The organism is Janibacter sp. DB-40, assembly GCF_029510815.1.
Lineage (GTDB): Bacteria > Actinomycetota > Actinomycetes > Actinomycetales > Dermatophilaceae > Janibacter.
The window spans coordinates 1,845,357-1,858,048 of sequence record NZ_CP120360.1 but is presented as its reverse complement, the minus strand read 5'-3'; the positions used below and the strand labels follow the sequence as shown (position 1 = coordinate 1,858,048).

General features: G+C 70.9%; 9 protein-coding genes. All 9 read left to right on the top strand.

Translation table 11 applies throughout. The features are described 5' to 3' along the window. Positions 1-4: 4 nt before the first annotated feature. The 9 genes from trpC (at position 5) to pyk (ending at position 12,691) form a co-directional block, all read left to right on the top strand. Entirely contained in the window at positions 5-796 is a 792-nt protein-coding gene (gene trpC, locus PVE36_RS08765) for an indole-3-glycerol phosphate synthase TrpC (RefSeq protein WP_277451665.1), read from the top strand. Continuing rightward, on the top strand, positions 793-2,043 hold the full coding sequence (gene trpB, locus PVE36_RS08760) for a tryptophan synthase subunit beta (RefSeq protein ID WP_277451664.1): 1,251 nt from the start codon (positions 793-795) through the stop codon (positions 2,041-2,043). Before trpC ends, trpB begins: the two co-directional genes overlap by 4 nt. Continuing rightward, positions 2,040-2,846, top strand: a complete 807-nt coding sequence (gene trpA / locus PVE36_RS08755) for a tryptophan synthase subunit alpha (protein WP_277451662.1) — start codon at positions 2,040-2,042, stop codon at positions 2,844-2,846. The genes trpB and trpA overlap by 4 nt, the downstream gene beginning before the upstream one ends. Continuing rightward, entirely contained in the window at positions 2,843-3,325 is a 483-nt protein-coding gene (locus PVE36_RS08750) for a MauE/DoxX family redox-associated membrane protein (RefSeq protein ID WP_277451661.1), read from the top strand. Before trpA ends, PVE36_RS08750 begins: the two co-directional genes overlap by 4 nt. Beyond that, complete coding sequence (locus tag PVE36_RS08745) at positions 3,322-4,110, top strand: thioredoxin domain-containing protein (RefSeq protein WP_277451660.1); 789 nt, start codon at positions 3,322-3,324, stop codon at positions 4,108-4,110. Before PVE36_RS08750 ends, PVE36_RS08745 begins: the two co-directional genes overlap by 4 nt. Then, on the top strand, positions 4,107-4,943 hold the full coding sequence (gene lgt, locus PVE36_RS08740; protein ID WP_277451658.1) for a prolipoprotein diacylglyceryl transferase: 837 nt from the start codon (positions 4,107-4,109) through the stop codon (positions 4,941-4,943). Before PVE36_RS08745 ends, lgt begins: the two co-directional genes overlap by 4 nt. A gap of 169 nt (positions 4,944-5,112) precedes the next feature. After that, positions 5,113-9,669 carry a glutamate synthase large subunit gene (gene gltB / locus PVE36_RS08735; RefSeq protein WP_277451657.1) on the top strand — a complete coding sequence of 1,519 codons (4,557 nt, stop codon included), beginning with the start codon at positions 5,113-5,115 and terminating at the stop codon, positions 9,667-9,669. Next, positions 9,662-11,119: a glutamate synthase subunit beta gene (locus tag PVE36_RS08730; RefSeq protein ID WP_277451654.1), complete on the top strand. Its 1,458-nt coding sequence runs from the start codon at positions 9,662-9,664 to the stop codon at positions 11,117-11,119. Before gltB ends, PVE36_RS08730 begins: the two co-directional genes overlap by 8 nt. Positions 11,120-11,206: 87 nt before the next feature. After that, positions 11,207-12,691: a pyruvate kinase gene (gene pyk, locus PVE36_RS08725; protein WP_277451653.1), complete on the top strand. Its 1,485-nt coding sequence runs from the start codon at positions 11,207-11,209 to the stop codon at positions 12,689-12,691. Position 12,692: the final 1 nt, after the last annotated feature.

Sequence of the window (12,692 nt, the reverse complement as noted above, 5' to 3'; positions counted from 1 at the left end):
GGGCATGCCCACTGTCCTCGACCAGATCATCGACGGTGTCCGTGAGGACCTGGCCGGGCGCGAGGCCCGAGTCCCTCTCGAGCAGCTCCGGCGACAGTGCGACGGCATGCCGGCGCCACGTGACGCGGCAGCCCTGCTGCGTCGCCCGGGGCTGTGCGTGATCGCCGAGGTGAAGCGCAAGAGCCCGAGCAAGGGCGACCTGTCGCAGATCACCGACCCGGCAGCCCTCGCGCGTGCCTACACCGAGGGCGGTGCCGCCGCCATCTCCGTGCTCACCGAGGAGCGTCGTTTCTCCGGCTCCCTCGACGACCTCACCGCTGTCCGCGAGGCGGTCGACGTACCCGTGCTGCGCAAGGACTTCATGGTCGGCGAGTACCAGATCTGGGAGGCCCGGGCCCGGGGCGCCGACATCGTCCTGCTCATCGTCGCGGCCCTGGACGACGAGCAGCTGGCCTCGTTGATGGCCCTGGCCGGGCGGCTCGGCATGACCTGCCTGGTCGAGGTCCACGACGAGGCGGAGGCGACTCGGGCGGTCGACCTCGGGGCCACCGTGATCGGGATCAACAACCGCAACCTCAAGACCCTCGAGGTCGACACCGACACCTTCGCCCGACTGGCGCCGCTCGTCCCCGAGTCGTGCGTGCGCGTCGCCGAGTCCGGAGTGCAGGGCCCCGAGGAGGCGCGGCTCTTCGCTCGCGCCGGAGCCGATGCCATCCTCGTCGGCGAGGCACTCGTCATCGGGGGAGACCCGGCGGCCGGGGTGCGCGCCATGATCGATGCGGGAGCGACGCGATGACCGACGAGCAGCAGCCCACCACCGACGGCCCGGGGCCGAGCGCGCAGGAGGTGCCGGGGCGCTTCGGTGCCTTCGGGGGCCGCTACGTGCCGGAGGCACTCATCCCGGCACTCGAGGAGCTGGACGAGGCGCGCCGGAAGGCCATGGTCGATCCCGACTTCGTCGACGAGCTCGCCCGGCTGCACCGCACGTACACCGGCCGACCGAGCATCATCACCGAGGTGCCCCGGTTCGCGGAGCACGCCGGGGGTGCACGGGTCATCCTCAAGCGCGAGGACCTCAACCACACCGGCAGCCACAAGATCAACAACGTCCTCGGCCAGGCCCTGCTGACCAGGCGCATGGGCAAGCGGCGGGTCATCGCCGAGACGGGTGCCGGTCAGCACGGTGTCGCGACCGCGACGGCCGCGGCGCTGATGGGTCTGGAGTGCACGGTCTACATGGGTCGTGTCGACACCGAGCGCCAGGCGCTCAACGTCGCCCGCATGCGTGTCCTCGGGGCCACCGTCGTGCCGGTCGAGCACGGCAGGGCGACGCTCAAGGACGCGATCAACGAGGCCATGCGCGACTGGGTGACCAATGTCGAGCACACCCACTACGTCTTGGGTACGGTCACCGGGCCCCACCCCTTCCCGGAGATGGTCCGTGACTTCCACAAGATCATCGGCGAGGAGGCCCGTGAGCAGGTCCTCGAGCTGGCCGGGCGTCTCCCGGACGCCGTCATCGCGTGCGTCGGCGGTGGGTCCAACGCCATGGGCATCTTCCACCGCTTCGTCAGCGACGAGGCGGTGCGCCTCATCGGGGTCGAGGCCGGCGGCGAGGGCATCGAGTCCCGCCGGCACGCTGCGCGCTTCGCGACCGCCGAGCCCGGCGTGCTCCACGGGGCGATGAGCTACCTCATGCAGGACGAGGAGGGGCAGACCCTGGAGACGCACTCGGTCTCCGCCGGTCTGGACTACCCCAGCGTCGGTCCGGAGCACTCCTACCTGCGCGACTCCGGCCGGGCGGAGTACCGCCATGCCACGGACGAGCAGGTGATGCACGCCTTCGAGCTGCTCTGTCGCACCGAGGGCATCATCCCGGCGCTCGAGTCGGCGCACGCCCTGTCGGCGACGCTGGAGGTCGGCCGCGAGCTCGGTCCCGACGCCCTGCTGCTCGTCAACCTCTCCGGCCGTGGGGACAAGGACATGCACACCGTCGCCGAGTGGTTCGGTCTCGTCGACGGCGACGCAGGAGGGGAGGCATGAGCGCGCCCGCAGGTCTGGCCGACGTCTTCACCCGGTGCCGGGAGGAGGGCCGAGCCGCCCTCATCGGCTATCTGCCGGTGGGCTACCCGAGCGTCGAGGGGTCGATCGACGCGGTGCGCACCCTGGCCGAGGCCGGCGCCGACATCATCGAGGTCGGCATGCCCTACAGCGACCCCGTCATGGACGGTCCCGTCATCCAGCGTGCCGCCACCGAGGCCCTGGCGAAGGGGGTCCACGTCGACGACGTCTTCCGGGCCGTCTCGGCGGCCCGGGAGGCCGGAGCCGTGCCGGTGGTCATGTCCTACTGGAACCTCGTGCTGCGTCGGGGGGTCGACCGCTATGCCGCCGACCTCGCGGCCGCCGGGGGTGCGGGCATCATCACCCCGGACCTCATCCCGGAGGAGGCGGGGGAGTGGCGCGCGGCCAGCGAGCGGCACGGGCTCGACCGCATCTTCCTCGTCGCACCGAGCTCGACCACCGAGCGCATCGCCGTGGTCACCGAGGCCACGAGCGGGTTCGTCTACACCGCCTCCACGATGGGCGTCACCGGCGCCCGGGGCAGCGTCGGGGGGACGGCGGCCGAGCTCGTCGCGCGCGTGCGCTCGACCACGGACCTGCCGCTGTGCGTCGGCCTCGGGGTCAGCACCGGCGCCCAGGCCGCGGAGGTGGCCGCCTTCGCCGACGGGGTCATCGTCGGGTCCGCCCTCGTGAGCACCATGCTCGACCGCGAGCCCGAGGAGGGGCTGGCCGCTCTGCGCGACCTCACCCGAGAGCTGGCGGAAGGCGTGCGGGGACGGGTATGACCCGAGCGCACGTCCTGGACCTCGTGGGGCTGGTGGTCCGACTCCTCCTCGGCGGCGTCCTCCTCGTCGCCGGTGCACTGAAGGTCGGCAACCCCCTCGGGTCCGCCCGCGCGGTGCAGGGATACGACGTCATGCCGTTCGAGGTGGCCGAGTACATCGGGTACGCGCTGCCCTGGGTCGAGGTCGTCATCGGGCTGCTCCTCGTCCTCGGCCTCTTCACCCGGACCAGTGCCCTCCTGGGGGCGCTGCTCATGGCGGCCTTCGTCATCGGCATCACCCAGGCCTGGGTCCGTGGCCTGACCATCGACTGCGGTTGCTTTGGCGGCGGTGGCCAGGTGGACGCCAGCGAGACGAAGTACGGGCAGGAGATCGCCCGCGACCTCGGTCTCGCCCTCTGCGGTGTGTGGCTGCTCGTCCGAGCCCGCACCGCCTACAGTCTCGACCGATTCCTCTTCGGGGACGCGAAGGAGCGCACGTGAGCAACCAGGACCGCAAGGCCAAGGCGCAGGCCGCCGCCGGGAGCACGGGCAGGGGTGCCAGTGCCGTGATCATCGGCGGCGTCGTCGTCATCGTGGCGATCGTCCTCGTCGTCGGCGCCGTCGTCGTGGGCGCCGTCCGCGACGGCGGTGGTGTGAGCGAGCTGCCGCAGGGTGTCGCCGCGGGTGAGCCCCTCGAGCCCTACGCCGACGCGAACCCACCGGAGGACGCCCCTGTCGTCGACGTCTACGAGGACTTCCGCTGCCCGGCGTGCAAGGTCTACGAGGAGTACCTCGGTGGGACCGTGACCGAGCTGGCCCAGGACGGCAGGATCCGGCTGCGCATCCACCTCAAGACGGTCATCGACAGCATGACGGGTGGCGAGTCGTCGGCCGTCGCGGGCTCGAGTGCCGTGTGCGCCCTGGACCAGGGCGCGTGGACCGAGTACCACGAGGCACTCTTCGCACTGCAGCCCCAGAGCGAGGACCGCAGCGGCTTCGCGGAGGAGACCTACACGCAGGCCGCCGAGCAGGCCGGGCTCAGCGGAGAGGCCCTCGACGAGTGGCAGCAGTGCACCGACGACGGGACCTACGTGGACTACGTCCAGAGTGTCGACGACGCGACCACCGAGGAGGGCATCCGGGCGACACCGACCGTCGTGGTCGACGGGACGCAGTTCAACTGGGGCAGCGTGATCGACCAGCAGAGCGGTGAGGTCGACACCGAGACCCTCAGGGAGGTCCTCACCAGCGGCGACGTGCCCGAGGGCATGGTGGCGACCCAGTGACGCGGCCGGGTGCGCTCCCTTCGCCCACCACGGCCGCGCTCGAGCTCGGCCCGCTGACCATCCACGCGTACGCCCTGTGCATCCTCGCCGGAATCGCGGTGGCGATCTGGATGGGGGACCGGCGCCTGCGCGACCGCGGTGCGGAGCAGGGGGTCGTTCTCGACGTGGCCGTGTGGGCCGTCCCCTTCGGCATCATCGGTGGTCGGCTCTACCACGTCATCACCACGCCCCAGCCGTACTTCGGGGAGGGCGGCACCCCGCTCGACGCGCTGAAGATCTGGCAGGGCGGGCTCGGCATCTGGGGCGCGGTCGCCCTCGGCGCCGTCGGCGCCTGGATCGGGCTGCGCTCGACCGGCGTCCGCTTCCTCGACTTCACCGACGCCGTCGCTCCGGGCGTGCTCATCGCCCAGGGGATCGGCCGCTGGGGCAACTGGTTCAACAACGAGATCTACGGCGAGCCGACCGACCTGCCGTGGGGCCTGGAGGTCCACCGTTTCGACGCGGCCGCGGGTCGAGCGGTGGTCGACGCCGCGGGGGACCCGATCGTGCTCGGCACCTTCCATCCGACCTTCCTCTACGAGTCGCTCTTCCTCTTCGCGCTGGCGATCGTCCTGCTCGTCGTCGACCGTCGTGCCGTCCTCGCTCGCGGGCAGGTCTTCGCCCTCTACGTCGCCGGGTACCCCGCAGGTCGGCTCTTCATCGAGATGATGCGCACCGACGAGGCGAACACCATCCTCGGACTCCGTGTGAATATCTGGGTCAGTGTGATCGTCTTCACGCTCGGGGTGGCGATGTTCCGGATTTTCGGGAAGCGTGAGCGCCCTCGCGTGTGAAATCTCACTAGGTGGGATTCTCCCTCTCAAAGAGCAAGACAAGACGCTGGTACTCTTCTCCGCACCGCGGCCACTGCTGTCTGCGGATCCCATCAGCAGGCATCCGCACCCTCGTTCCAGAGCGACGGAGCCTGCCCGCCCCGACTTCACCCGAGGACGGTGACCCGACGTGACCTCTGTGTCCTTCTCCCCCTACGAGCGCTGGTCGGCCCTGCCGCCCGACGCGGGTCTCTACCGTCGCGACACCGAGCGCGACGCCTGCGGCGTCGCCATGGTGGCCACCATGCGCGGCAGCGCCGGCCACGACATCGTCGACCACGCACTGCTGGCCCTGACCAACCTCGAGCACCGCGGCGCGACCGGTGCCGACCCGCTCGTCGGTGACGGCGCGGGCATCCTCACCCAGGTCCCGGACCGGTTCCTGCGCGAGGTCGTCGACTTCGACCTGCCCGAGCCCGGGCACTACGCGGTCGGCACGGCGTACGTGCCCACGGATGCCGCCGAGCGCGAGGCGCTGGTCCGCCGGATCGAGGCCGTCGTCACCGAGGAGGGCCTGCAGGTCCTCGGCTGGCGGCAGGTCCCGGTCAACCGGGAGATCGTCGGCCAGATGGCCCGCGACTGCATGCCGGACTTCCACCAGCTCTTCGTCGCCGCACCCGGCGGTGAGGTCTCCGGGCTCACCCTGGAGCGACTCGCCTTCGTCGCCCGCAAGCGTGCCGAGCGGGAGACGGGTGTCTACTTCGCCTCGCTGTCCGCACGGACGCTGGTCTACAAGGGGATGCTGACGACCGCGCAGCTCGAGCCCTTCTACCCGGACCTGTCGGACGAGCGGTTCGAGAGCGAGCTGGGCCTGGTCCACTCGCGCTTCTCGACCAACACCTTCCCGAGCTGGCCGCTCAGCCACCCCTTCCGCTTCATCGCCCACAACGGTGAGATCAACACCGTCAAGGGAAACCGCAACTGGATGCGGGCCCGCGAGTCCCTCCTGAGCAGCGACATCATCCCCGGCGACCTGCAGCGGATCATGCCGACCTGTGCGCCGGAGGCGTCCGACTCGGCCTCCTTCGACGAGGTCCTGGAGCTGCTCCACCTCGGTGGCCGCTCGCTCCCGCACGCGGTCCTGATGATGATCCCGGAGGCGTGGGAGAACCACGCGACCATGGACCCCGCGCTGCGGGACTTCTACGAGTTCCACTCCATGTTCATGGAGCCCTGGGACGGTCCTGCCTGCGTGACCTTCACCGACGGCCGCTTGGTCGGGGCGGTCCTGGACCGCAACGGTCTGCGGCCCGGGCGGTACGAGGTCACCGACGACGGTCTCGTCGTCCTCGCCTCCGAGGTCGGCGTCCTCGACCTCGACCCGGAGCACGTGGTCGCCAAGGGCCGCCTGCAGCCCGGCCGGATGTTCCTCGTGGACACCGCGGAAGGTCGCATCGTCGAGGACGAGGAGATCAAGGGTCAGCTCGCGGCCGAGCACCCGTACGGCGAGTGGCTCGACGACGGCCGCATCATGCTCGGCGACCTGCCCCCGCGGGAGCACATCACCCACACCCCGGCGTCCGTGGCGCGACGCCAGCAGACCTTCGGGTACACCCAGGAGGAGCTGCAGATCCTGCTGACGCCGATGGCGGCCAAAGGCGTGGAGGCGCTCGGGTCCATGGGGACCGACACCCCCGTCGCGGTCCTGTCGGAGAAGCCGCGCCTGCTCTTCGACTACTTCACCCAGATGTTCGCCCAGGTGACCAATCCGCCGCTGGACTCGATCCGGGAGGAGCTGGTCACCGCGCTCGGGACCGCCATCGGGCCGGAGGGCAACGTCCTGGGGGCCGACCCGCAGCACGCCCGCCAGGTCGTGCTCCCCTTCCCGGTCATCGACAACGACGAGCTGGCGAAGATCGTGCACTTCGACCACGAGGGTGCGGGAACGGCAACCCACGTCGTGCGTGGCCTCTACGACGTCACCGGGGGCGAGCAGGCACTGCGGGCCCGGCTCGACACGATCTGCGCCGAGGTCTCCGAGGCCATCGCCGAGGGCGCGCGCTTCATCGTGCTCTCCGACCGCGACTCCGGCCGTGACCGGGCGCCGATCCCCTCGCTGCTGCTCACCTCGGCCGTGCACCACCACCTGATCCGGGAGCGCACCCGCACCCAGGTCGGCCTCATCCTCGAGGCCGGCGACGTCCGTGAGGTCCACCACGTCGCGCTGCTCATCGGGTACGGCGCCGCCGCGGTCAACCCGTACCTGGCCATGGAGTCGGTCGAGGACATGGTCCGCCGGGGGATCATCACCGAGGTCGACGAGGAGACCGCGGTCGCCAACCTCATCAGGGCGCTGGGCAAGGGTGTGCTGAAGGTGATGTCCAAGATGGGCATCTCCACGGTGGCCTCGTACCGCGGCGCACAGGTCTTCGAGGCCCTCGGTCTGGGGCAGGAGCTCGTCGACGAGTACTTCACCGGGACGGTCAGCCAGCTCGGGGGTGTCGGGCTCGGCGTCCTCGCCGAGGAGGTCGCCGCTCGACACGCGACCGCGTACCCGACGGAGGGCGTACGGCTGCCGCACCGCAAGCTCGAGGTGGGCGGCGAGTACAAGTGGCGCCGCGAGGGCGAGCCGCACCTGTTTGACCCGGACACCGTCTTCCGTCTCCAGCACTCCACGCGGGCGCGTCGCTACGACATCTTCAAGCAGTACACCTCCCGGGTGAACGAGCAGTCCGAACGGCTGATGACGCTGCGTGGGCTCTTCTCGCTCGCCGACGGCCAGGAGCGGGCCCCGATCAGCATCGACGAGGTCGAGCCGGCCAGCGCGATCATCAAGCGCTTCTCCACCGGCGCCATGAGCTACGGCTCGATCAGCAAGGAGGCGCACGAGACGCTCGCCGTCGCGATGAACCGGATCGGCGGGCGCTCCAACACGGGGGAGGGCGGCGAGGATCTCGACCGGCTGATGGACCCCGAGCGCCGCAGCTCGATCAAGCAGGTGGCCTCCGGCCGGTTCGGGGTCACCTCGACCTACCTCACCCACAGCGACGACATCCAGATCAAGATGGCCCAGGGCGCCAAGCCGGGCGAAGGGGGTCAGCTGCCCGGGTCGAAGGTGTACCCGTGGGTGGCGCGCACGAGGCACTCGACGGCCGGAGTCGGCCTGATCAGCCCGCCCCCGCACCACGACATCTACTCGATCGAGGACCTGGCCCAGCTGATCCACGACCTGAAGAACGCGAACCCGCAGGCGCGGGTGCACGTGAAGCTCGTCAGCGAGATCGGCGTGGGCACGGTGGCCGCCGGTGTCAGCAAGGCGCACGCGGACGTCGTGCTCATCTCCGGGCACGACGGCGGAACCGGGGCCTCTCCGCTGACCTCGCTCAAGCACGCCGGCGGACCGTGGGAGCTCGGGCTGGCCGCCACGCAGCAGACGCTGGTGCTCAACGGTCTCCGCGACCGCATCTCCGTCCAGGTGGACGGCCAGATCAAGACCGGTCGGGATGTCCTCATCGGCGCCCTGCTGGGTGCGGAGGAGTTCGGCTTCGCCACCGCACCCCTCGTGGTCAGCGGGTGCGTCCTCATGCGGGTGTGCCACCTGGACACCTGTCCGGTGGGGATCGCCACGCAGAACCCGGAGCTGCGCTCGCGCTACTCGGGTCAGCCCGAGTTCGTCGAGACCTTCTTCGAGTACATCGCGGAGGAGGTGCGGGAGCTGCTCGCCGAGCTCGGTTTCCGCACCCTGGACGAGGCCGTCGGTCGGGTCGACCTGCTCGACACGCGCAGGGCCGTGGACCACTGGAAGGCCTCGGGGCTCGACCTGGCGCCGATCTTCGCCCAGGTCAGCTCCTTCGACGGGTCCGGGGTGCGGGTGACGCGTGCCCAGGAGCATGGTCTCGAGGACGCCCTGGACCACCGGCTCATCGAGCTGGCCGCTCCGGCGCTCGACGAGGGGACCCCGGTGAGGGCCGACGTGCCGGTCCGCAACGTCAACCGCACGCTGGGCACCATGCTCGGTCACGAGGTGACCAAGCGGAACCCCGAGGGCCTGCCCGACGGGACGATCGACCTGACCCTCACCGGGTCGGCCGGTCAGAGCCTGGGCGCCTTCCTGCCGGCCGGCATCACCCTGCGGATGGTCGGCGACGCCAACGACTACGTCGGCAAGGGCCTCTCGGGTGGCCGCATCGTCGTCCGGCCCCCGGAGGGCGCGCGGTTCGTGGCCGAGGAGAACGTCATCGCCGGCAACGTCATCGGCTACGGGGCGACGTCCGGTCAGCTCTTCCTGCGAGGCATCGTCGGCGAGCGCTTCTGCGTGCGCAACTCCGGTGCCGTCGCGGTCGTCGAGGGCGTCGGCGACCACGGCTGCGAGTACATGACCGGTGGCACCGTCCTCGTGCTGGGGCCCACCGGGCGCAACTTCGCGGCCGGCATGTCCGGGGGCAATGCCTTCGTCCTCGACCTCGACGAGTCGCTCGTCAACCGGGAGCTCGTCGACGTCACCCCCCTTCGTCCCTCGGACCGGGAGGTGGTCCTCGAGCTGCTCACCCAGCACCTCGAGCACACCGGGTCGGCCGTGGCGGAGGCCCTGCTGGACGACCCGGAGGCCGGTCTCGACCGGATCTCGCTCGTCCTGCCCCGCAACTACCAGCGCGTCCTCGACGTGCGGGCCGACGCCGAGGCGGAGGGCCTCGACGCCGACGGCGCGCTCGTCTGGGACCGGATCATGGAGGTTTCCCGTGGCTGACCCGCACGGCTTTCTCACCACGCGCGAGCGCGAGCTGCCGGCTCGGCGACCCGTCGACGTCCGCATCAAGGACTGGAAGGAGGTCTACGAGGAGCAGCAGGCCGGCGAGCTGCAGCGCCAGGCCGGGCGCTGCATGGACTGCGGCATCCCGTTCTGCCACTCGGGCTGCCCGCTGGGCAACCTCATCCCGGAGTGGAACGACCTCGCGTGGCGGGGTCACTGGCACGACGCCATCGAGCGTCTGCACGCGACGAACAACTTCCCGGAGTTCACCGGCCGGCTGTGCCCGGCGCCGTGCGAGACCGCCTGCGTGCTCGGCATCAACCAGCCGGCCGTGACGATCAAGCAGGTCGAGGTGACGACCATCGAGGAGGCCTTCGGCCGCGGTGACGTCCCGCCGCAGATCCCGGACCGCCTCACCGGCAAGACCGTGGCCGTGGTCGGCTCCGGTCCGGCCGGTCTGGCCGCCGCGCAGCAGCTCACCCGCGCCGGTCACACGGTCGCCGTGTACGAGCGGGCGGACGCCCCCGGAGGGCTCCTGCGCTACGGGATCCCGGAGTTCAAGATGGAGAAGCGGATCGTCGACCGCCGGATCCAGCAGATGAAGGCCGAGGGCACCCGCTTCCGCTCCGGTATCGATGTGGGCGGCGAGCTGACCGGTCAGCAGCTGCGTGACCGCTACGACGCCGTCGTGCTCGCCACCGGCTCGACCGTCCCGAGGGACCTGCCCGTCCCCGGTCGTGATCTCGACGGGGTCGTCCAGGCGATGGACTTCCTGCCCCCGGCCAACCGGGTGGCCCTCGGCGAGGAGGTCGAGGGGCAGGTCACGGCGGAGGACAAGGACGTCATCATCATCGGCGGTGGCGACACCGGCGCCGACTGCCTCGGTACCTCGATCCGGCAGGGTGCCCGTTCGGTCACCAGCCTGGAGATCATGCCCCAGCCGGGTCCGGAGCGGCCGGCCGACCAGCCCTGGCCGACCTACCCGATGATCTTCCGGGTCGCCTCGGCCCACGAGGAAGGAGGCGATCGGGTCTACGCGGTGTCGACGACGGAGATCCTCGACGACGGCGAGGGCCGGGTCGACGGCCTGCGCCTGACCGAGGTCACGCGCACCGCGGCCGGCTTCGAGCCGGTGCCCGGGACCGAGCGGGTCCTGCCCGCGCAGCTGGTGCTCCTCGCCATGGGCTTCGTCGGCCCGGAGCCGGACGGCATCGTCGCCCAGCTGGGCCTGTCGACCGACGAGCGCTCGAACATCGTGCGGGGTCGCGACTACCAGACCGATGTCCCGGGTGTCTTCGTCGCCGGGGACGCCGGCCGGGGGCAGTCGCTCATCGTCTGGGCCATCGCCGAGGGTCGTGCCGCGGCACACGGCGTGGACACCTTCCTCATGGGCAGCTCCCAGCTGCCCCGCCCGGTCAACCCGACGGATCGGCCGCTCACGGCCTGACCCGGTCCCGGGACGAAGGGGGTGCGCCGCCGGGCGCGCCCCCTTCGTCCATCCACGGGTTGCCCGGCGTCGACATAGGGTGGAGACATGCGACGCGCCAAGATCGTCTCCACCCTCGGCCCTTCGACCTCCACCCCCGAGAGCATCCACGAGCTCGTGGCTGCCGGCGTCGACGTGGCGCGGTTCAACCTCTCCCACGGTGACTACCCCGTCCACGAGGCCAACTACCGCAGCGTGCGCGCCGCGAGTGACGCCGTCGGTCGCGCCGTCGGAGTGCTCGTCGACCTGCAGGGCCCCAAGATCCGCATCGGCAGGTTCGCCGACGGGCCGATCCGGCTCGACGAGGGGGACCACTTCACGATCACCACCCGTGACGTCGAGGGTGACCAGGAGGTCGTCGGCACGACCCACTCGGGCCTGGCCGACGACGTCAGCGTCGGCGACCGGATCCTCGTCGACGACGGCAAGATCATGCTGACCGTCGAGGAGGTCGACGCGACCGACGTGCGCTGCGTCGTCGTGTACGGCGGACCGCTCTCGGACAACAAGGGCATCAACCTCCCCGGCGCCGCCGTCAGCGCACCCGCCCTGTCCGAGAAGGACGAGCAGGACCTGCGCTGGGCGCTGGGCCTGCGCGCCGACTACATCGCCCTCAGCTTCGTGCGCTCGCCGCGGGACATCGACCGCGTGCACGAGATCATGGACGAGGTCGGGGTGCGGCTGCCGGTCATCGCCAAGATCGAGAAGCCCCAGGCCGTGGAGGCCCTCGAGGAGATCATCGATGCCTTCGACGGCATCATGGTCGCCCGCGGCGACCTCGGTGTGGAGATGCCCCTCGAGCAGGTGCCGCTCGTCCAGAAGCGGGCCGTCGAGCTGTGCCGCCAGCGGGCCAAGCCGGTGATCGTGGCCACGCAGGTGCTGGAGTCGATGATCGACAACTCCCGCCCGACCCGGGCCGAGGCCTCGGACGCGGCCAATGCCGTCCTCGACGGCGCCGACGCGCTGATGCTGTCGGGGGAGACGGCCGTCGGCAAGTTCCCCGTCGAGGTGGTCCGGACGATGTCCCGGATCATCGCCGCCACCGAGGAGGAGGGGCACGGCCGCATGCGTGACCTGATGGCCCCGCCCATCTCCCAGGGTGGTGTCGTCACGGCTGCGGCGGCGGAGGTGGGGCAGGCCCTCGGGGTGAAGTACCTCATCGCCTTCACCCAGCTCGGCGGGAGTGCCCGTCGTCTCGCCCAGGTGCGCTCCGGCCTGCCGATGCTCGCCTTCTCGCCGGTGCAGGACACCCGGTCCCAGCTGTCCCTGGTCTGGGGGATCCAGACCTTCCTCACCACGCCGGTGACGCACACCGACCAGTACGCCCTCCAGGTCGACGAGCACCTCCTCGGTCTGGGCTGGTGCGACGAGGGCGACCTCGTCGTCATCGTCGCCGGATCGCCCCCCGGCGTGCCCGGCTCGACCAATGCCCTGCGGGTGCACCGCATCGGCGACGCGCGGAACAAGACCGCGGTCGCCTACGAGGAGGAGGCCACCTCCGTGGAGGGTGCACTGCCCGGTGGCATGGGCTGAC

Coding starts and splice junctions, on each gene's coding strand:
- trpC (WP_277451665.1), top strand. CDS start 5: ATGCCCACTGTCCTCGACCAGATCATCGACGGTGTCCGTGAGGACCTG.
- trpB (WP_277451664.1), top strand. CDS start 793: ATGACCGACGAGCAGCAGCCCACCACCGACGGCCCGGGGCCGAGCGCG.
- trpA (WP_277451662.1), top strand. CDS start 2,040: ATGAGCGCGCCCGCAGGTCTGGCCGACGTCTTCACCCGGTGCCGGGAG.
- PVE36_RS08750 (WP_277451661.1), top strand. CDS start 2,843: ATGACCCGAGCGCACGTCCTGGACCTCGTGGGGCTGGTGGTCCGACTC.
- pyk (WP_277451653.1), top strand. CDS start 11,207: ATGCGACGCGCCAAGATCGTCTCCACCCTCGGCCCTTCGACCTCCACC.